The 20,032-nt window shown below is 45.5% G+C and carries 16 protein-coding genes; 9 read left to right on the top strand and 7 right to left on the bottom strand.

Features of this window, described 5'->3' with window-relative positions; translation table 11 throughout:
• Nucleotides 1-35 precede the first annotated feature (35 nt).
• The 4 genes from ACOGW3_RS20760 to ACOGW3_RS20745 form a co-directional block, all read right to left on the bottom strand.
• Nucleotides 36-788 carry an amino acid ABC transporter ATP-binding protein gene (locus ACOGW3_RS20760; RefSeq protein WP_419905967.1) on the bottom strand — a complete coding sequence of 251 codons (753 nt, stop codon included), beginning with the start codon at nucleotides 786-788 and terminating at the stop codon, nucleotides 36-38.
• A 92-nt stretch (nucleotides 789-880) separates the two neighbouring features.
• Nucleotides 881-1,969: an amino acid ABC transporter permease gene (locus tag ACOGW3_RS20755; protein WP_419904693.1), complete on the bottom strand. Its 1,089-nt coding sequence runs from the start codon at nucleotides 1,967-1,969 to the stop codon at nucleotides 881-883.
• 2 nt (nucleotides 1,970-1,971) lie between these two features.
• Nucleotides 1,972-3,147: an amino acid ABC transporter permease gene (locus tag ACOGW3_RS20750; RefSeq protein ID WP_419904692.1), complete on the bottom strand. Its 1,176-nt coding sequence runs from the start codon at nucleotides 3,145-3,147 to the stop codon at nucleotides 1,972-1,974.
• Between the two features lie 183 nt (nucleotides 3,148-3,330).
• Complete coding sequence (locus tag ACOGW3_RS20745; protein ID WP_419904691.1) at nucleotides 3,331-4,362, bottom strand: amino acid ABC transporter substrate-binding protein; 1,032 nt, start codon at nucleotides 4,360-4,362, stop codon at nucleotides 3,331-3,333.
• 158 nt (nucleotides 4,363-4,520) lie between these two features.
• Here ACOGW3_RS20745 and tnpA point away from each other — a divergent pair, with 158 nt between their 5' ends.
• The 6 genes from tnpA (at nucleotide 4,521) to ACOGW3_RS20715 (ending at nucleotide 11,857) form a co-directional block, all read left to right on the top strand.
• Nucleotides 4,521-4,955, top strand: coding sequence for an IS200/IS605 family transposase (gene tnpA, locus ACOGW3_RS20740; RefSeq protein ID WP_419901075.1), 435 nt, complete (start codon nucleotides 4,521-4,523; stop codon nucleotides 4,953-4,955).
• 324 nt (nucleotides 4,956-5,279) lie between these two features.
• Nucleotides 5,280-6,287 carry an amino acid ABC transporter substrate-binding protein gene (locus ACOGW3_RS20735; protein WP_419904690.1) on the top strand — a complete coding sequence of 336 codons (1,008 nt, stop codon included), beginning with the start codon at nucleotides 5,280-5,282 and terminating at the stop codon, nucleotides 6,285-6,287.
• Between the two features lie 19 nt (nucleotides 6,288-6,306).
• Nucleotides 6,307-8,613, top strand: coding sequence for an ATP-binding protein (locus ACOGW3_RS20730; protein WP_419904689.1), 2,307 nt, complete (start codon nucleotides 6,307-6,309; stop codon nucleotides 8,611-8,613).
• 453 nt (nucleotides 8,614-9,066) lie between these two features.
• Complete coding sequence (locus ACOGW3_RS20725; protein ID WP_419904688.1) at nucleotides 9,067-10,620, top strand: sensor histidine kinase; 1,554 nt, start codon at nucleotides 9,067-9,069, stop codon at nucleotides 10,618-10,620.
• On the top strand, nucleotides 10,617-11,219 hold the full coding sequence (locus tag ACOGW3_RS20720; RefSeq protein WP_419904687.1) for a response regulator transcription factor: 603 nt from the start codon (nucleotides 10,617-10,619) through the stop codon (nucleotides 11,217-11,219). The genes ACOGW3_RS20725 and ACOGW3_RS20720 overlap by 4 nt, the downstream gene beginning before the upstream one ends.
• Nucleotides 11,220-11,338: 119 nt before the next feature.
• Nucleotides 11,339-11,857, top strand: coding sequence for a GlcG/HbpS family heme-binding protein (locus ACOGW3_RS20715; RefSeq protein ID WP_419904686.1), 519 nt, complete (start codon nucleotides 11,339-11,341; stop codon nucleotides 11,855-11,857).
• A gap of 119 nt (nucleotides 11,858-11,976) precedes the next feature.
• On the opposite strand, the gene ACOGW3_RS20710 is transcribed toward ACOGW3_RS20715, so the two are convergent.
• Entirely contained in the window at nucleotides 11,977-14,226 is a 2,250-nt protein-coding gene (locus ACOGW3_RS20710) for a PAS-domain containing protein (protein WP_419904685.1), read from the bottom strand.
• 5 nt (nucleotides 14,227-14,231) lie between these two features.
• Nucleotides 14,232-15,029 carry a substrate-binding periplasmic protein gene (locus ACOGW3_RS20705; RefSeq protein ID WP_419904684.1) on the bottom strand — a complete coding sequence of 266 codons (798 nt, stop codon included), beginning with the start codon at nucleotides 15,027-15,029 and terminating at the stop codon, nucleotides 14,232-14,234.
• A gap of 385 nt (nucleotides 15,030-15,414) precedes the next feature.
• Between ACOGW3_RS20705 and ACOGW3_RS20700 the strand changes: the two genes are divergently transcribed.
• Nucleotides 15,415-16,431 (top strand): DUF2278 family protein, encoded by a 1,017-nt coding sequence (locus tag ACOGW3_RS20700; RefSeq protein WP_419904683.1) that lies wholly within the window; start codon nucleotides 15,415-15,417, stop codon nucleotides 16,429-16,431.
• A 66-nt stretch (nucleotides 16,432-16,497) separates the two neighbouring features.
• The gene (locus ACOGW3_RS20695; protein ID WP_419904682.1) at nucleotides 16,498-18,081 is read left to right on the top strand and encodes an SH3 domain-containing protein; all 1,584 of its coding nucleotides are present in this window, start codon (nucleotides 16,498-16,500) and stop codon (nucleotides 18,079-18,081) included.
• Between the two features lie 143 nt (nucleotides 18,082-18,224).
• Here the strand turns inward: ACOGW3_RS20695 and ACOGW3_RS20690 are convergent, their stop codons facing one another.
• Entirely contained in the window at nucleotides 18,225-18,587 is a 363-nt protein-coding gene (locus tag ACOGW3_RS20690) for a hypothetical protein (RefSeq protein ID WP_419904681.1), read from the bottom strand.
• Between ACOGW3_RS20690 and ACOGW3_RS20685 the strand changes: the two genes are divergently transcribed.
• On the top strand, nucleotides 18,574-19,806 hold the full coding sequence (locus tag ACOGW3_RS20685) for an ISL3 family transposase (RefSeq protein ID WP_419901077.1): 1,233 nt from the start codon (nucleotides 18,574-18,576) through the stop codon (nucleotides 19,804-19,806). The genes ACOGW3_RS20690 and ACOGW3_RS20685 overlap by 14 nt on opposite strands.
• Nucleotides 19,807-20,032 lie beyond the last annotated feature (226 nt).

The raw sequence follows: 20,032 nt of genomic DNA, 5'->3' as shown, positions 1-20,032 counted from the left end.
CTGTGTACTCCTCGTTTACAGAAACTAAACGTGATTTAATGAGAGAGGATCTGGCTTAAGAACAGTTGAGTGCGATCCATTTGAGGGTTGGAGAAGAAAGTATCAGGCTTGTTCTCTTCTACAATTTCACCGCCGTCCATAAAGATCACGCGATCAGCTACGGACTTGGCAAAGCCCATTTCATGGGTCACGCAAATCATGGTCATGCCGTCGTTGGCAAGTTCGGCCATGACGTCGAGCACTTCCTTGATCATTTCCGGGTCGAGTGCGGATGTGGGCTCATCGAACAGCATTACTTTCGGGGACATACATAGAGATCGGGCGATGGCGACCCGTTGCTGTTGGCCCCCGGATAGTTGACCCGGGAATTTCTCGCTTTGTTCGGCGATGTTGACCCGGTTCAAATATGTCATGGCGAGATCAATCGCTTCTTTACGGGGCATCTTTCGCACCCAAATCGGGGCCAGGATCAGGTTTTCCAGAATGGTCATATGTGGAAAGAGGTTGAAGTGCTGGAAGCACATGCCAACGTCTTTACGTACCATTTCCAGCGCTTTGGTATTGCTGGTGAGCTCTTGACCATTGACGGTGATGGTTCCGGCCTGGTGTTGTTCAAGCTGATTGATACAACGGATCATGGTTGATTTACCCGATCCCGAGGGGCCACAAACCACAATACGTTCACCCTTGGTGACTTCCAGGTTTATATTTTTGAGGACATGAAAGTCACCGTACCACTTGTTCATATCTTTAAGCGAAATAACAACTTCAGAGTAGTCGGTTGGCATTTTAGAAGCCATTTTAGAAACTGTGGCTGTATTTTGAGATGACATAAAAGTAATCCTTAATCTGTACACCAGCGGTAATGAGTGGCTGGGCCCTAATCATGACTAGTCTGGCCGCGTTTTTCGAGGGAACGGCCATAACGGCTGAGGCTGAAGCAAAGTACCCAATAGACAAAGGCACAGAAGACAAAGGCTTCGGCGTCAAAGCCCAACCATTCAGCGTCCTGGGATGCCGCCTTGGCGATGCCAAGGAAATCAAGCAAGCCGACAACAACAACCAGGGAAGTATCCTTGAGCAAGGCAATACAGCGACCGATCAGCGGCGGTATGACAATTTTCAAAGCTTGCGGCAGAATGATGAAGGCCGTGGTTTGCCAACTGTTTAACCCGAGAGCCACTGCGGCTTCTGATTGTCCTGTGCTCACGCCTTGTAAACCACCACGAACGACTTCAGCAATATAGGCGGAAGAAAACAGGATAATTCCGAATTGAACCCGATAGAGAATACCGACTTCAACACCATCGGGTAAGAACAGGGGCAACATGATCGTGGCCATAAACAAGATCGTAACCAACGGGACGCCACGGATCAGTTCGATAACGCAGACACAAAAGCCTTTGATAAATTTGGTGTTAGATGTACGGCCAAGCGCAAGAAGTACACCGATGGGCAAAGAGGCAAGAATACCTGCGACAGCAAGCACAAGTGTAAGTAACAACCCGCCCCATTCAGATGTATCGACCACCTCTAGGCCTAAACCCCCGCCGATTAACCAGTAAATGGGGAGCGGGAGAACCATCCAGGCAGCAACTGCCTGTCGGGTGTTGAGATAATGGCGGGCGGTGGCAAAAAACAAACCAAATAGAAGTCCCGCAGCAATAATGGGGCGCCAAACTAGTTCTATAGGGTAGGGACCCAACAGAAATAGTTTAATCTGGGCATCGACAAACGCCCAACAAGCGCCTTGCCCTTGCCTGCAAATCTCAGCCGTGCCCTGAAAGACGGCATCGAGAATAAACCAGTTAAACAAAGGCGGAACCAAAGCAAAGAGAATACCCAACCCAATCAGGGTAAGTAGGCCGTTCGACAGGCTGTTGAAAAGATTTGATTGTACCCAGTGAACGACACCCGTTTGGGAGGCGGGGGGCGGCATATCCGGAGAGGGTTGAAATACTGTTGTCATGATCAGCGCTCCACCAACTGGAATTTTTTATTCGCAATGTTCATAAGAAGAGATATGAACAGGTTAATGCTGAGGTAAACCGCCATCCAAATTGCGATGACTTCGATTGCCTGACCATTTTGACCGATCATGGTACCACCGACGGATACCATGTCTGGAAAGCCAATAGCTATGGCAAGAGAGCTATCTTTGACCAAGCTGGCGTAGTCATTGGTCGTGGCTGGAATGACCGTGCGCAGTGCTTGCGGAAGGACGACATCTTTCATGGTTCGATCTGAAGAAAGGCCAAGGGCTATTGCTGCCTCGCGTTGTCCTTTTTGTACCGACATGATGCCACTGCGAACATTTTCAGCAATGAAGGCGCCACGATAAAAAACCAGACCAAAAACAAGGGCGGCAAATTCAGGACGGAAAACCAGACCGCCTTTGAAGTTAAAGCCTTTGAGCTCAGGAATTTCCCAACTAAGGGCATCACCGATAACGCTATTCACCAAAACAGGTGGCAGGATGAGCAAGGCCAGAGAGATCCATATAACAGGGTAGCTCTTCCCGGTTTTGTCCAAGGTTTTCTTGGCCCAGCGATTAAAAGCAAAGGTGGCAATTACACCGAGTACCATTGCTGATAATAAAAGTGTGATGTTGTCACCTGGGATTGGCCGGGGAAGAAATATGCCGCGCTGACTTAAAAATCCGCCAGGTATAAATTCAATTGCCTCTCGCACAGACGGCAAGCCAACCAGGACGACCCCGTATACAAATAGCAGTATCAAGAGAACCGGGATGTTACGCAGGACTTCGACATAAACCTCGGCCATCTTGGCAATGAGGGGATTACCCGAAACTTGGGCCACGCCCATGACAATGCCAACGATCGTCGCCAAGAATACGCAAAGTACCGTAGCATATAGTGTGTTGATTATGCCAACGAGAAAGGCATGGCCATAACTGTCAGAGGGACTATAGGAAATAAGAGAGTCACCAATTGGAAAACCAGCTTCTTGTGACAGAAACGAAAATCCGGTTTCAATGTGACGGGCTTCCAGGCTTTCCTGTGTGCTGATGAGGAGATAATAAGCAGCACCAATGACCAATCCAGCTATCACTGTCTGGTAGAGACAGGCAAGTAATCGGTCGTAGGAAAACAGCCCACCAAGGCGCATGTTGGTAGATCTAGACATGGCATAACCTTTGGTATGGGTTAACAGTCGTTAGCTCTTCAATTCAGCGAGAATTTTGTATGGATTATGCTGAAGAAGGTCCTGTTATAAATGGCAAGAGCTGTTTTCCGGTTGCAGGGGAAAACCACTCTTGCCAATTCAGAAGCTTTGCCTTTTAAGGGAAGAACAAAGCTTCGGATCTAATTAACGAAGCGGCGCCACATAAAGCAGACCACCGTCTTTCCATAGGGCATTGGTACCCCGAGGAAGGTCTAGCGGGCTGTTTTTACCGAGGTTCCGGTCATAGATTTCGCCATAGTTACCAACAACTGAAATCGCTTTTTCCATCCAGTCGTTCTCAAGACCAATGTAAGATCCGTATTCACCAGAAGCACCAAGCATGCGCTGAACTGTTGGATTGTTACGCTGGGCTTCGCCGAGGTTGGTTACGTTTTTCTGCGTCACACCCAACTCTTCAGCAGTGATCAGGCCATTGATGGTCCAAGTCACAAGGTCTTTCCACTGGTTGTCGCCATGTTTCACGAGCGGAGCCAATGGCTCTTTGGAAATGACTTCAGGCAGGACAACGTGCGCACTTGGGTCTTTCATTGTGGTCCGGAAAGCTGCCAGTTGGCTGTTGTCCGTTGTCAATGCATCGCAACGACCTGAACGGTAGGCGTTGACGGCTTCTTTTTTGCCTTCAAAAACAACGGGTTCAAAGTCAAGTTTGTTTGCCCGGGCAAAGTCGGCAAGGTTGAGCTCAGTGGTTGTGCCGGAAGTCACACAAACGGTTGCACCGTTTAGTTCTGTGGCACTTTTAACGCCGAGATCTTTACGGGTCATGAAGCCCTGGCCGTCATAAAAAACAACTGTGGTAAAATCAACACCTTCTTTGGTATCGCGTTTCATGGTCCAGGTGGTGGTACGTGACGTCAGATCAACCTGTCCGGTGACAACCGCCAGAATTTTCTGTTTGGAAGCCAAGGGAATAAACTTGATTTTGTCGCCTTCGCCAAAGATCACGGCTGAAACCGCACGACACATATCAACGTCAAGTCCAGCCCATACTCCATCTGAGTTCGGGTTGGAGAAACCTGGTACACCTTCACTTACACCGCAGTTAATGTAACCGCGTGCTTTAACATCATCCAGAGTGCCCGCAGATGCCTGGGTCGAAAAAAGAGCCAGGCCAGCGACCATCAGGCCGGAAATTTTCTTTGCAGTTAATTTTTTCATTTAGATGCCTCTTGTTCAAAAGATCCTGTTCGACACAGCTCTTTAGTTAATTTAATCCGGTAAACCCCCGGCTATGCCGGGGGACTCTCAATGGTTTGACCGTTCCCACGGTCTTACATTTCTTTGTTTATTGACCAAAATAACAAAGGAATTAGCCGATGAGAGATTACAAAAGCCTTGCACATACGAGATGGGATTGTAAATACCACGTGGTTTTCATCCCTAAACGCAGGAAAAAAGTTATCTATGGCAACCTACGTCAGTATCTTGGTGAAATTTTCCATGAACTGGCCGGGCATCGCGAAAGTAAGATTGAGGAGGGCCATTTGATGCCGGATCACATTCACATGTGTATCAGCATACCGCCCAAACATGCTGTTTCAAAAGTCGTTGGATACCTAAAAGGAAAAAGCGCGATTGCCATAGCTCGAAAATTCAAAAATAAAGCACGGAATTTCAAGGGTGAAAATTTTTGGGCCCGTGGATATTTCGTCTCAACTGTAGGGCTCGATGAACAGATGGTGAGGGAGTATATCAGAACGCAAGAAGAGCGTGATAAGTACTTTGACCAAATGGATATATTCAATCCATAACCGCTTTAGCGGTTCCCAATTTGCCCCTTTAAGGGGCTCACCCGCTTAAGCCCCCGGCTTTGCCGGGGGTCATTTAACTTGTTTTGCAGTTGCTGTGTTGGCTCAATTGTCTCTTAAAGAAGACCAGGCTCGCAATTGGACTGAGGTACTGGTGTGGGCGACAAAGGTCGTAATCGTTTGACAAAAACTACGACTAAAGTCGTACGCCTCTATAAATCTTGGCTCGCTTGATATAGGTTAAATCTTCAAAGGCTGGATAAGGTTAAAGGGGCGGTCGTGATCAAGTATCTATCTTTGTTTTCTCCTGTGCTAAGCACTGTGTTTATGGCGATGTTTTCGGGATTTCTTTTCGTAAATTCATCTTCAGATGCCTTTGCAGCCTCGACCTTGGATGAAGTGAGAGAGCGCGGTTATTTGACGTGTGGTGTCGGCGAACACGACTTTGGCTTTGCCCAACGTGATATTCGCGGACAATGGCATGGTTTTGATGTCGATTTTTGCCGCGCAGTGGCGAGTGCGACCCTGGGTGATCCTACGGCAGTTCGCTTTGTCCCCGTAGACAGCCAGAACCGGATCTCTACCCTGCTGGATAAAGAGATCGATCTGTTGACCCGCACTACGACCTGGACTTTGAGCAGGGATACCGCAAAGGCGATTAACTTTACCCAGGTTACGCTTTATGAAGGGCAGGGCATCATTGCACGCTCCGAGCTTGGTATTCATCAACTTAGCCAAGCGTTTGAGGGGACTATTTGCGTGAATTCCGGGACAACAAGCCTGCTGAATCTCGAAGATTACCTCAGTCGAAAAAATTCTAAATTAGAAATACTGGTTTTGGAAACTCAACAGGGACGCTGGGACGCTTTCTTCAATGGCCGTTGTGATCTCATGTCTTCGGATATGATCGATTTGCAGGCAGGTGCTGTGATGCTGGCGCCAAGCCCTGATGATTACATCATTCTGCCAGATGTTATATCCAAAGAACCTCTGGCCCCGGCTGTCCGTAATGATGATGACCAGTGGTTTGATATCGTGAAATGGGTGATTAACATCACGATTGCCGGTGAGGAATATGGGGTTACTTCTGTAAATGTATCGACCTTGCCGTCAGATATTCCTCTCCAGGCAGGTCGATTATTTGGATCTCAAAATACACTTGGATTGGAACTTGGTCTCGACACGGAGTGGGCCTTAAGAGTGATCCGAGATGTGGGAAATTACGGTGAGATTTTTGAACGCAATCTGGGGCAGGGATCCCAGTTTAAGGTTGAACGCAAGCTCAACAATCTTTGGACTAAAGGCGGGTTGATGTACGCCCTGCCAATCCGTTAAACGCGACTTGGTATAAACCATGCCTCAGTTTCGTCCCTCGATCTTGACCCGCCCCTCTATATTGGCAAGAGGAATTTTCACCCGCGTATTGGTGAGCTTGCTTTGCATGGTTATCCTTATAGCCACGGCGAGTTTTGTTTCTTTAAACTCCTTCAATGACCTCCGTAAGGGCTTAAGTGAATTTACAGGCAATGATCTGCCGAAAGTGGTTGCGGGATCTAAACTCAATCAAATTTCAGCCAACCTTGCTTCTTTTGCACCAGCTCTTTTATCCAGTAATAGTAAGGGGACCCGACAAGCAGTTCTCCTTCGCCTTAAAGACCAGGTAACTTGGCTCGAAGAGATACTGCAACAGTTGGAAGATGCAGGGTATTCATCCAAAGATTTACAGCGTTTTGTACAGTTAAAATCGACACTGGTTGATAATCTGCACAGCGTCGCCGAACTGGTTCGAAAAAGGTCTGAGAACTCATCGGCAAGTAAAAGGATTTTGAGAAAAGCCCCGGAATTGAATAAGCAACTGTTTGATTTCAATAAATTGTTATTTTCGAACTCAGAGCAAAAAGGAGTGGTTATCCAGAGATGGTCTAGTGCTTTGGGCGCAGGTTTATTGCTTATTCCAACAGCGGCTGCCACGGATCATCCTTTGGCTCTTCAGAAGATAAGTACGCAATTCGAAAATCATCTCAGAGTGATCGATAACAATAATACACAGTTACCAAAAGACCTTCAGGAAAAGGCTTGGAGCCTTTTTGAGCAATTGAAAACACTGGGGCTTGGGGCATCTGGAATTATCGAGTTACGCGAGCAAGCTTTTCATTTGGACGCTATTGTTCAGGGGACAGTGAGCCAGAATAAGGTGGTGGCTGATCGATTTGTTGCCTCCGCTTCAAGCCTCACCCGCAAACTCCAAACGGGAATATTAAAGAGAAGTTCTGAATTGGACCGTGAATCCCAAGAACAAAGTGCTTTGTTTTTGTTGATGTCATTGTTGAGTTCCGTCGGCGCAATTCTGGTGTTCTTTTACATCAACCGTTCAGTCATCCAGCGCCTGGCCAACCTCAGTCGTACCATGATTTCACATGCATCGGGCCTGCGTACACCCATTGTGTCCTCTGGAAATGACGAAATTACCGACATGACCAAGGCCTTCAAATATTTTGTGGATGCCATTGAAAAGCGTGAGGATGAACTCCAAGATGCCAGGGAACTGGCCGAAAAAGCTGATCGGGCTAAGTCACGATTTTTAGCAGCTGCCAGTCATGATTTACGACAACCGCTGCATGCTATTGGGCTTTTCGTGGCGACATTGCTGGGGCGCAGTCATGACAAAAAGACCAAGCCTGTTATCGAGAACATTGAACGCTCTATTGACCATATGAACGATCTTTTTGAATCAATTCTCGATTATTCACAATTGGAAGCCGGAGAACTTCGCCCAGAATTGAGCAGCTTTAATCTTTCCCCTTTACTGACCATGCTTGAGAGAGACTTTACAGAACTTGCGCGGGAAAAGGGGCTTACATTAGAGGTCGAAAATGACAATATTTGGGTCCGTAGTGAGCCTTTGCTTCTTGATCGTATTTTGCGCAATTTACTCTCCAATGCCATACGCTATACTCAGACAGGTGGTGTAGCTCTTTTGGTTGAATATAAAGGGCTAGACGCAGTCCGTATCACCGTCAAAGATACGGGCCGTGGTATCCCCGAAGGTAAACAGCAGCAGGTATTCCAGGAGTTTTATCGCAGCGGTGCCAAAGCCGAAAAAGGCCTTGGCCTTGGTCTGGCAATTGCTCGACAAATGGCCCAATTACTCGGGTCAGATATTTCTTTGTCTTCTGTCGTCGATAAAGGGTCTAGCTTTTCCCTTGATATCCCTACGGCACAAAATGAGATTAAAGAACAGTCGGGCTCTTTCGGGAGACTTACGTCCTCCAAAGAGAATTTATTGCAAAATCAGTTGGTTGTAATTCTTGATGATGACCCTCAAATTCTCAAAGCAATGAGAGGTGTACTTGAAAAATGGGGCTGTGAAGTAATCTCGGCAGCGGATAAATCCACGCTTTTTCAGAAACTTGAGTACAAGGATAAAAGCGCCTTAGCCTACATTGTCGATTATCAACTCGATAACAGCGAAACTGGCATCGATGTTCTGAGGCAACTCATGGAAGAAGATCAGGCTTCTCAAGGCGTTATTGTCTCGGGAAATACTGATCCGTTTATTGAGTTACAGGCAAGGGATACGGGATACAGTTTTTTCGCTAAGCCTCTTAGACCCGCTAAACTCGCTGCGTATCTGCGGCACTTGGTCCGGAACAGGGCTTAAGTACTATGAATATCTGGCAGATCCATTATTGATTTTGGAGGGGGGACCAAATGAGTATCAGCATAACTACCGTTGTGAGTGCCTAGCCGACAACACTTAAAATGAGGATGCCAGTTAAAACAAAGTAAGTAGCGAGTACTGACTTTAAGAACCATAGTGTGTTTTTGGAGATGTGGCGTGTACTTGGCAAGAAACCCTCCTCATATATGGCAAACAAATATCATGTATTGAAGTTAATGTAGATTTTACTTTGGCGCGAGCGATGGAGTTCCATCAATGATGTTAAATTAAAGAGTCAGTTATTAATATTGAACTAATTTTTAGGGATTGATTATTATAATTTTTACAATGATCGGTGCATTTGTATAACCTAGATCCTAAAAGTCCGGGTATGAATGTCCGTTCTCATTTTTGGCACTCAATTTAGGTATAAGCCACATTTAGGCGTAGGTAATGATTAATAAAAGAATATGGTATGGTGCTATTTCTACTTGGCTTTTGATATGCACCATATTTACTTATTGGTCAGCCACAATTCTTATAAATGATTTAAAAACTGAATTGAATACTGATGCCCAATCGTTGCATCGCATGGTCTCTCAAAGGGCGGATCAACACGATGCACATCTAACCGGGCTTTCATCTCTGGCATCCGTAAACAAAGAACCTTTGCTCGACCCTTTAGCCAGTCTGGCAGATACAATTCAGCAATTTTACACCCGAATTACCTTTATTGATTTGGTCAAGCTGGATAAACAAAAGCCTCGAGGGATTTTCACCTCGCGGCCATCGGGCCTTGAACAAAATATCATTGAGGATATTAATGCTGCAGCATATGCATCCAGTGGGGCGTTGCAGATTTTACCTGCGCCTAAGGGATACCTTTTGGTCAAACGTTCGCCTAACTCTGATCTTGCACGTTATGGGGTTGCACTGAGTATTGATGCGGCCAAGCTTCTACAAAATGATCTTGGATTTGGTTCTGAAATTTCTATAGCATTGGCAACAAATGATGGGGTACCGCTATATCACAAAATAGGTGAACCTCGCGAAGGACTGTTTCCTTTTGCCCTGAAGTTTCATCAAGTCCTTGGTAGTCGGAGCCAACCCTTAATTTTAGATGTTCGTAGAACGGTCACTTTGTCAGACATAGTCCCCTGGATACTTGTCTTGCCCTTCTTCCTGCTTTCTGGGGCAACTCTATTCGGGGTGAGGGCCTACCTTGAACAACGTTTAAAAGCCAAGCGATCCGAACAACGCGCCCTGTTGGGAGAACATGAAGCACGTATTGCGCAAGCTTCACGGATTAACAGCTTGGGTGAAATGGCTTCTGGTCTTGCTCATGAGTTGACCCAGCCTTTGACCGCGATCTTGAGCAAAAGCCAGGCTGGAGAGCACATCGTAAAACTAAATCCCGAAGATAGCGAGACCCTGTCCTCTGTTTTGAGTTCAATCACCCAGCAATCGAAACGAGCAGGGGATATACTTCTCAGGCTTCGTAAATGGACCGTGCAAGAAACGGAAGGGCTTGAACAAGTTGACTTAAATTCTGTCGCTCGGGGAATAAAAGAGTTAATGAAGGCTGACCTCAAGGAACGAGGAATCGAAATGCAACTTTTTCTAAATCCTGAAGCCCTCTTTATCTGGGCTGATGCGGTTCAGATTGAACAAGTGGTTTTCAATTTGGCTAAAAATGGTGTTGAGGCTCTCGATCATGTTGAGGGAGAGACAGAAAAAGGACACACTTTGGAAATATCGACTTTTACTTCTGGTGATCAGGCCGTTATTGAGATTACCGACAATGGACCAGGTATTTCAAAAGATATAATATCAAACGTACACCAGCCCTTTTTTACCACTAAACCAAATGGAATGGGGTTGGGGCTTTCCCTTTGTGAAGGGATCGTTGATCGCTTTTATGGCACCTTAGAAATTAACAATCGATCAAGTGGTGGTGTCTTGGCTTCAGTAACATTCCCTCTCAAAACACAAAGTACAAACCAATGAGTACGAATATCTATCTGGTCGATGATGACGAAGCCGTTCGGGACGGGTTAAGTCTGTTACTTAAAACGCTGGGTTATCACGTTGCGACCTTTGGTGATCCTGTAACATTCCTTGAAGCTCAGCCGAGACTTTCTCCTGGATGTATTGTTATGGACATTCGGATGCCAATGATTTCAGGTTTGAAAGTCCAGGAAAAATTGGTTGAAGCCAATTGCGATTGGCCCGTGGTCGTGATCAGTGGGCATGGCGATATAAATGCCTGTCGTAGAGCATTTAAGAATGGGGCCGTTGATTTTTTAAGTAAGCCACTGGACGAACAAGATCTGATCGATGCGATCCAAAAAGGAGAAGCAAACCTTCTGGAAATTGAGAGAAAACAGGCCGAGATTGCTGAGTCAACTTCCCTGTTAAACACTCTTACCCCCCGAGAGAAAGAAGTATTGGATATGGTTAGCCGGGGATGGGCAACAAAAGAAATCGCCGTAAGTCTTTCGATCTCTCCACGGACAATTGAAAGCCACCGTTCACATATTGCCGAAAAGCTTGGTACGACATCTGTTGCTGAGATGGCCCGTTTGGTTCTGGAAGCCCAAGAGTAATATATCCGTAGCTCTACGGATATAACCTAGGTGAGGTACGAATTTTTCGTCTTAAATTATTACGTTACCTTCATCTCCAGTTTAATCCTTACTGGTTTAATTCTTACTGGAGTTCAGACATGAAGACCTCGTTTAAAACTGTTGTAGTTCGTGGCTTTGGCCTATTGGGTGTTGTTATGGCAGCATCTTCTTTTTCAGCCTCAACTATGGCTGCGGACCTTCCTACAGCACCTTATCTTCCGCTTGAAATGGCAGAAAAAGCCGCCCAGGCAGCGGTCGCTCAATGCAAAGCTGATGGATATAATGTAAGCGTGGCAATTGTTGAACGCTCAGGAGCAACTAAAGTCCTGCTCAAGGCCGATGGTTCTGGCCCTCACACAGTTGGCAGTAGCACAGGCAAAGCCTTTACTTCTGCGAGCATGGGGCGTCCTACCCTTGGGCTTGCAAACTTCCTAAAAGATCACCGTGAACTCGATGGATTACGCGACATGGATGCGCGCATGATAATCCTTGGTGGTGGCCTGCCGATTAAATTTAACGGTAAATTGGTCGGTGGTATCGGTGTAGGCGGCGCCCCAGGTGGTGACAAGGATGAAAAGTGTGCCAAGGTTGGTCTGGCAGCAATTGGCGCAGAATAAGTTACAAGAATAACAGGTTCTAATTGGGCGGCGGTATAGAACAGATACGAATTAAGGGTATTCATAGTTAGTAATTGTCTGAATTTAGTTTATGTTTCTAGGGCGCCGCCTTTTAGTATTTAAGTTTGAGGCGGTGGTCCGGCATTAGGTAGCAATACGGTTATCGTGGTTCCTATTCCGACTTCACTTTCCAGGCTGATCGTGCCGCAATGAAGTTCGACCAAGGACTTAACAATCGGCAACCCAAGGCCAGACCCCTTAATATCAATTCTCAAGGGGTCGATAATTTGTCCCCAGGGTTTCATGATCTTTTCTAAGTACTCTTGTTCGATACCGATGCCAGTATCTGCTATGACCAGCTTAGTACTCGTATCTTCATTAGATGCTCGAACAGTGACGCAACCGCCCTCAGGTGTAAATTTGATGGCGTTTGACAGGAGGTTCAAAATAATTTGATCAAAGGCACGCTGATCAGCTTTGAGGAGCGGTAAATTATCTTCGATATCTGTTTCAATTATAACATCTGATCTTTTTGCAAGAGGATCAATTGTACGAAGATTGTCCTGGATTGATTTTCGTACATCCAAGACTGAAACATCAAGTTCAAGTTTCCCTGCTTCTATTTTAGAGAGATCCAATAAGTCGTTGATTAGCCTCAAAAGGTGTCGTCCACTGTTGAAAATGTCTGCCCCGTATTCTGCGTAGACGGCTTCCTTTTTGGGACCGAGCATTTGATCTTTAATCATGGTAGAAAAGCCAAGGATAGCATTAAGCGGGGTTCTTAATTCATGGCTCATGGCCGCAAGGAAGTCCGATTTTGAACGGTTGGCAAGTTCGGCACTTTCCTTGGCGAGGCGGAGCTCCTCTACGGCTTTTTTGCGTTTGGTGATGTCTGTGACAACGTTGATAACCCCTCCGCTAGGAGTTGGAGTGGTATGAACTTCCAATACCCGGCCATGAATTGTTTTGCGTTCCCAATTCTGGGGCGTGACGAGTACGGGTAGTTTTTCAATCCAAGTGTCTGCAAGTGCTTCAGGGTTACCCTCGCCAAAATCACCCCGTTTGGCCTGGTATAAGTTTTCAATACGGACAGTATCGCCAATTTTTAACAAACCGTCAGGAAAATCGTAAAGTTCGCAGTATTGTGCATTGAAAAATACGTATCTCCGATCCTTGTCAACATACCGTATCCCGCCAGGAATGTTGTCAAGAACGGCGCGGAGTTGAGCTTCTTTCTCGACCATTTGTTCTTCGGCAAGCTTGCGTACTGTTATATCGATATAGCTGCAGATCTGTCCTCCCCCAGGCATGGGAGTTCGTCTGGCTTCAATGATGCGACCGTCCGTAAAATATAGCTCCTCAGTTTCAGTTCTACCTTCTGCAAAACTTTTCATGCGTCTTTGAATGAGGGTATCTACATCACAGTTGTGATGAAGGCTTCTGTCGTAAAAGCAAACTTCCGCATCGTGTTTTATGAGTTCAGAAAACTCTAGTCCGACAAATCGGAAACGATCAGGTAGATTGAAGATCTCAAAATATCTGTCATTCCAGGTTAACATTCGACCTTCTGCATCAAAAACTACGAGCCCGCCTCTCATATTAGAGAGCGTGGCTTGTAATAAATCAGATTTTTCTGACAAGTCCTGAGTCCGGGCTTCTACCTGTATCTCAAGTTCTTCGTGATATCTTTCCTGGACTTCGAGCATTTGGTTGAAGGCATTTGTAACCACCCCAATCTCATCGTCACTGGACCATTGCACTCTTTGCCCCCGTACTTTGCTGGAAGAGGATTGGATGAGCGCTAACATTCTTCTTAAGGGTGTGCCCACATATCGTTGATGTGCAAATATATTTGTTGCAACCAGGGTTAGTATCAGGACTATGGCGAGTATGACGACGGTAGCAATCCGAAAGTAGGTTTCAGCTAGAAGATTTTTATCCGTAAAGGTGATTATTAGCTTTCCAATAACCCTGTGCTCAGATTCCATTTCAGGTACGAAGATGATTGGCCTTTGAGAGGTCAAGGATGTGGTTCCTGCCTCGATATCAATGCCTATTTTTCCAAACGACTGGCCTTCATCGTCATAAACAGTTGCACCTGCGAAGTCTTTATCGATGGCCATTGCCTCTAAAATTGATTTGATACGTTCTTCTTCAACGTTCCAAAGAGGTTCAGCCATAACAACACTGAATATTTGAGTAACCTGTTCTAGTTTTTCATGGAGTTTGGCTTTTTCCTGAAGATATAGTGATACTTCCATAGCAGTAATAAAGGTTGCGCCGATAAGTAAAAAAATGGGAACAATCAAGGTAAGTAATTTGACCTGAAGTTTGGAAAGTCCGTACTTATACTGCCACTTCTCCAGCATATTACTTACTTCTCACCGCTGCTATATGTATCAAGAATTGCTTGCCATGTCGGATCATTTACCATGGCTTTGAGAGCTTGATCGAGAAAGTCTCGGATATCTTCGCGCTTGTTATTGACGAAAATTCTACGGTTATAGCTACTGTGCGGTCGTGGGGATATGAAAAGATCATCGTAAAGGTTCATCTGCTTAATAAAATAGTTAACAGCAGACGAAGGTGTGATTGTGACATCAATTCGGCCTTTAGATAGCTTCATGAAGTTTGATATGTGTCCGTCAGAATCAATCCTAATGGTGTTGGCGGTTTTTGATATGTAATCGTCGATTTCAACGTAATGGTGGCCGCGTAACCCTCCAAACTTTAGTCCGGCTAAGGAATTTGGTCCGTTGTAAATAATCATATCGTCTTTTCTGGATACGACGACGTTTTTATCTTTTAAGAGGACTTGCTGTGTCCAAAGGAACTTCGTTTCTTCTTTATCGTTAAACCATAGAGGATTAACCCAGGGCACTACCACGGTCTTTGGTTTCTCAATTAGCAAGTTGATCCGGAGCCGAGACATTACCCTAACTTCAAAGCGATATTGTTTGTCAGCTTTGTTGTTGAGGTAGGACGCGAGTTCGTAGGTAAGCCCAACATCCTTATTGGTCACAAAAGGTATGTGTGAGTGATAGGTAATCAGAGGGATGATCTCTGTATTTGTCGTTAAGTCTTGTGCAGTAGAGGGGGGCGCAAGTATTCCTGACATCATGATACATAAAGTCACGATGGTAGCTTTTAAACTATTTTGTACCTTCTTCATCGTATAGCCCACAGAATTGTTTCACAAATCGTGGTATAAAAATGCATCTTTAAATCTATCTGCTCAGCCTAAAGCAAACCTGGTTACGATAGATTTAACACACGGCTGTCTGGTTAAAATTACTTTTACCCAGGTGCTCGCTTTGATCGGGTACGCTAAGAAATCTAGAAGGGCCTGAGCCTTTAGAGGCAGATTTTATTACCGTTATATTCGGCCATCGAGGCCAATTCCCTTTCTTTAGATGAGATAACTTTTTGTACAACAAATGGTTGAATTATCTTTTATGGTTTCACGCAAAATTCACATGACGTTTTTCTCCGGTTGAGTTCTAATAGTCGTCGCATATTGATAATTCTCTGATGTCATCAGAAGGAAACACCTGTTTATGCCCTTAAAAAATTATTCTCTCCTAAAAGGTAAAGCTTCGAATATTGCCATTGATGATGATGAGAGCCCCCATTTAGAAATAAGGATAGAGGCTGCGGGGGTAAGTTACCGCGTTGCAATCAATGTCCGTTCCAATGTCTCGCCTCATGATCTGCTCTACCGTAAGCAAGCCCCTTTTGCTCATCCTTTTTTAGATGAATTTTTACATCTTCCAGAAGGGCGGACAGATTTGAACAATGAACTGCCGGAATTGGTATTGGATTATGTCAGGGGAAACTTTGTTCAACGTGAAGCCATGAAAATTGCCCCTTTTCAACGAACTGGTCCAGATAATGACCTTCGGGATTATTTGGAACCGATAATCAGAGAGGGCATCGAGGACAATAGTATTACGTTTTATGCTTTTGGTGAGGCATGGGGGCCGGAAACAGGCGAAGTGGATAAGTATTTTGGGTTTACGCCCGGAAATGGTATCCACGATATTCATATGAATCAGGGCTCTGGCGGGCGTTTCAAAGGATCCAATGGTGTCAATCAAGACGGGGCACTTTTTATCCATTTCGGGGCTACAAACCATTGGGCCGCTGTTTTTCTCGCGTTTCAAAGCCAGTCCTGGAACACGGATTCTCATACAGGCCATCCTTTGGATGACACTTTGGTGGAACCGGGAAAAATCAACCCCCTTCAGCCAGGCGTTGCAATCGTTGCGGCCTTGATAAACCCTACAGGACATGAAGATGGTCGCGAAAGTGTAACCCTCTTAAACAGGACTGATGCTGATGTTCAAATCAATGGGTGGAAGCTGATTGATCGTGACGAGAGAGCTCAAATCCTTGTCGGCATAATAGAGGCAGGAGATACCATCAGAATAGCCTTGCATGGTGGGGCCGAAAACCCTCACCTCCGCAACAAAGGAGGTGAAATCAGACTGGTGACACCTGATGGAGTTGTTGCGCACGCCATTAGCTATAAAAAACACGAAGCAGCGAGGGAAGGCTGGACCACCGTTTTTTAACGAACTTTCTCCTTACCTTGTAAATTCGTTTGAGTACTCGGATCACCGGAGCTTAAGGAAACTGCTATGAGCAAGTTTATCTATGATGATTTTGTGAGATTACGGCGCGAACCTGATTCCAGATCAAAGGTTGTCTTAACTCTGGCCTATGGCGACGAGGTTGATGTTCTTGAACAACAAGGCCGTTATATCAAATTACGCGCCAAAACCCATTATGATGGTACAACAACAGGGTGGGCTAAAAATGATCCCGATCTGTCTTTGGGTGATCAAGGAATTTTCAAATTTTCAATGGTTGATGTCCAACAGGGCGATGGGCTGATCATGGAATCACCCAACGGCCAGATCGTATTTATTGATGGGGGAGACAACAAGCTTTTTGCCAGACACGTCGCTGCCCGTTTCAGGTATAAAAAAACAACCGCGGAAAAACCGTTGGATGTGGCTGCAATTATCATCTCACATGGGGATGCGGACCATTTTGACGGACTTAATGATCTGGTTCGATCCGAAACCCAATCGGGCCTCGCAGACCGAAAACGAATATATATTCATCCAAAACGGGTCTATCACAATGGATTGGTAAAGGCATCAACAAAAAAGGAGGATGATTCTCGGCGCTCAACTCGAGAAATGTTTGGCCGTAGCGTGGAAAGAGAGGGGGAAACCTATGCCTGTGATTTAGTGGACGATCCCAGAGATGTAGAAGATGAGCTCCGCAATAGGCCTTTTGATCGGTGGGCAACTACTCTGGATCATTGGGAAGCGCGAGGTCATATAGATATTCGCCGGATCGCCTTTGGTGATAATGAGAATGAACTTTTTGATTTCTTGTACGACGATGGTGTCAATGTTCGCCTGCATGGCCCCTTTAGTGAGCCGATAAAAGATCCTGAAGATGGTAAAGTAAAACCGATGTTACGGTTCTTTCATGCGCCCGAAAAGTCCCCGGATATGCATCTTGATGCCGGCCGTGAGGGGGCGATTTCAGCCTCACACACCATTAATGGTCATTCGATTGCCTTACAAGTTAGTATCGGAAATGTACGCTTAAATCTTACCGGGGATTTAAACAAACCGTCCATGCGATTGATGCGTGATAATATACCGGCCAGGGAACTTGAGGCAGAGATAATTAAGGCGCCACATCACGGGTCGGCAGATTTTGATTTTCAGTCCTTAAAAGATATGCGCCCTGTCGTTGCAATTATCTCCTCCGGAGATGAGAATCCCAGCAAGGAACATATCCATCCACGGGCGACTTTGATGGCTGCGCTGGGTAAAGTTATGCGGTTGGATACCGGGGTGATCCTAAACACTGAATTGGCAGCATTCTTCGGCACAAAAGGTTATGCTTATGAGCGCGATGATTTGAAGAGCTTCTTTAAAGATCACAGCCAAGAAAACTTTACCCGTGAAGAACTACAAAAAATGTTTACCGGGAAAATTGATCCGGGTGATCCCGCTGGGGCTTTTTATGCATTTGAGCGCAAGAACTTCGGCATTATCCATATTCGAACCGATGGCGAACGTGTACTGGTCTTCACCCATTCAGGAAAAAAGGGCATGAACGAAGCCTATCATTTCACTGTGAGAATGGATGGAAATGAAAGAAAAATCACCTTCGCAAAGAAAGCCAGAGTACGTTAGGAAAGGGTAAGTAATACTTTTACCTTACACCTTAATTGTCCAAAAACTATTCGCCTTCGACGGTACGGACTTTGGAACCCCAAAATGAATAAAGCCCGCTAAGTACGCCCGCGAAGTCAAAAGGGTTTCTATATGACCACCAATTAATCCAAGCTATAAACGGCAAAAATCCTGCTGGGTCCTGGTTCACAGTTATCGAAAAGACCTTGGTTTAAATAGTTTTTTGCTTCATCTAACGACCCCAAAAGGCAATGGTTATTGACTTCGATCTCTTCAGCCATGAGATTGCAGGAAAGGAAGGAACATTCAGGGGCGTTCTCTTGAGAGAAAGAAACTATATCAAATCCTTCCAGTCTTTTATTCGTCGGAACAAATACATCTGTTGGGAAAGATTTTTGGCTCTTCTCCGCTTTGTTGAGTAGAAAAAGATGCCGACCGCCAAGTAACCTGTTGATATGTATGGTTTCTGATAACTTTACATAGAGCAGGTATATGACAATCAACATCTCGCAGCATATTTTAGGCCTCAAAGGGCAACGTGTAAATGAAATTAAACTGGATGACGGCGGTGTTAAGATTGTCATTCACTGCAGCCGAGACGCGCGTAGGAGGGCTATAGACCCTGCTACAGGCCAGAAGGGAAGCATCAACCAGCATGTCCGCCGACAAGTAAACGACATCCCCCTTTTTGGGTATCCTTGTGTGGTCGAGATTGAGCTGGCGCAGGTTTATATTAACAAGGGCGAACGCCGCATTGAGGGGTGTGATTTTGTTGATAAAGGGTGCCGTTTCACTCACCGATTTTGCCGACTGATCAGTGGATTATGTCGGCATATGTCTATTCAAGCGGTTTCCAGACATTTGGATATACGATGGGAAACGGTCAAGAATATCGACAGGGCATACCTTATTGAAACTCTCCCTACGCTTGATCCTGCAGAGCTAACTGGCTTGGAATATATTGGTGTAGATGAAGTTGCCCGGGCGAAAGGTCATGACTACATGACGGTGGTCTACGATATGGTTGGCGGTCATCTGATCTGGGTTGAAGCAGGCCGAACTGCCGAGGTTTTTTCAAGGTTTTTGAAACAACTGCAACCAGATACAGCCTGCAAAATAAAGGCCGTAGCGATGGATATGGGGCCTGCCTACCAAAAGGCTGTCAGAGAGTCCTTGCCGTTGGCCGACATAGTATTTGACCGTTTCCACGTCATGAAAAACTACAGCAAAGCTATCCATAATCAGCGTCGACTTGAGTTCAGAAAGGCCGATCCAAGTGGTAAAGAGTTGATGAAAGGGACACATTATCTGTTGCTCAAAAATGCGGATAAGTTGAGTGAAAAACAAAGTGACAAGCTGCAAAGGTTGCTGGAGAGCAATAGCAACCTGAATGCACTTTACGTCTTGAAAGAACAGCTTCAGCTGCTGTGGAGTGCCGCTTCATTTGAGGCGATGGCGGAGCAACTGGAACGTTGGTGCCTGATAGCAGATCAGTCACAGATGCTCTATCTAAAAAAGTTCGCGAAATCCCTACGGAAACATTGTGTGGGCATCTGCAACTACGCCAAACACAAGCTCACAAGCGCCAGGATAGAGGCTGGTAATGTCAGTATAGGAATGATCCGTAAGCGAGCCAGAGGCATCAAGGATACCGAATACTTCAAACTCAAAATTAGACAATCATCCATTCCAGATAATCAATCTATGCTCTATTTGAAATCCTAAATCTACTCAACAAAGCGGAGAAGTGCCAGATTTTTCTGGAGCGAAAGGCTCCCAAGGACCATCTCCGGGACATTTCCCTGATCTATGCTGTAGCTCATAGGCTTCATAATAAAAGATCAGTGTTTGGGAGATATCGAGATTATTATCTGTAGCGAGCTTTTGCAAGACTGTGGGGCAGTTGAATAACCAATAGCCGTTATGTTTCCAAAAGGGGATGTAATCCGCG

The sequence above is a fragment of the Kiloniella sp. genome (assembly GCF_965205715.1).
GTDB lineage: Bacteria > Pseudomonadota > Alphaproteobacteria > Kiloniellales > Kiloniellaceae > Kiloniella.
The sequence above is the reverse complement of the archived record's forward strand: the minus strand, read 5'-3'. Positions and strand labels throughout refer to the sequence as shown.

Excerpts from the sequence above, each read along its gene's own strand:
- ACOGW3_RS20725 (WP_419904688.1), top strand. The coding sequence starts at position 9,067 with ATGATTAATAAAAGAATATGGTATGGTGCTATTTCTACTTGGCTTTTG.
- tnpA (WP_419901075.1), top strand. The coding sequence starts at position 4,521 with ATGAGAGATTACAAAAGCCTTGCACATACGAGATGGGATTGTAAATAC.
- ACOGW3_RS20695 (WP_419904682.1), top strand. The coding sequence starts at position 16,498 with ATGAGCAAGTTTATCTATGATGATTTTGTGAGATTACGGCGCGAACCT.
- ACOGW3_RS20745 (WP_419904691.1), bottom strand. The coding sequence starts at position 4,362 with ATGAAAAAATTAACTGCAAAGAAAATTTCCGGCCTGATGGTCGCTGGC.
- ACOGW3_RS20685 (WP_419901077.1), top strand. The coding sequence starts at position 18,574 with ATGACAATCAACATCTCGCAGCATATTTTAGGCCTCAAAGGGCAACGT.
- ACOGW3_RS20760 (WP_419905967.1), bottom strand. The coding sequence starts at position 788 with ATGCCAACCGACTACTCTGAAGTTGTTATTTCGCTTAAAGATATGAAC.
- ACOGW3_RS20720 (WP_419904687.1), top strand. The coding sequence starts at position 10,617 with ATGAGTACGAATATCTATCTGGTCGATGATGACGAAGCCGTTCGGGAC.
- ACOGW3_RS20690 (WP_419904681.1), bottom strand. The coding sequence starts at position 18,587 with ATGTTGATTGTCATATACCTGCTCTATGTAAAGTTATCAGAAACCATA.
- ACOGW3_RS20730 (WP_419904689.1), top strand. The coding sequence starts at position 6,307 with ATGCCTCAGTTTCGTCCCTCGATCTTGACCCGCCCCTCTATATTGGCA.
- ACOGW3_RS20735 (WP_419904690.1), top strand. The coding sequence starts at position 5,280 with ATGGCGATGTTTTCGGGATTTCTTTTCGTAAATTCATCTTCAGATGCC.
- ACOGW3_RS20715 (WP_419904686.1), top strand. The coding sequence starts at position 11,339 with ATGAAGACCTCGTTTAAAACTGTTGTAGTTCGTGGCTTTGGCCTATTG.
- ACOGW3_RS20700 (WP_419904683.1), top strand. The coding sequence starts at position 15,415 with ATGCCCTTAAAAAATTATTCTCTCCTAAAAGGTAAAGCTTCGAATATT.
- ACOGW3_RS20755 (WP_419904693.1), bottom strand. The coding sequence starts at position 1,969 with ATGACAACAGTATTTCAACCCTCTCCGGATATGCCGCCCCCCGCCTCC.
- ACOGW3_RS20705 (WP_419904684.1), bottom strand. The coding sequence starts at position 15,029 with ATGAAGAAGGTACAAAATAGTTTAAAAGCTACCATCGTGACTTTATGT.
- ACOGW3_RS20710 (WP_419904685.1), bottom strand. The coding sequence starts at position 14,226 with ATGCTGGAGAAGTGGCAGTATAAGTACGGACTTTCCAAACTTCAGGTC.
- ACOGW3_RS20750 (WP_419904692.1), bottom strand. The coding sequence starts at position 3,147 with ATGTCTAGATCTACCAACATGCGCCTTGGTGGGCTGTTTTCCTACGAC.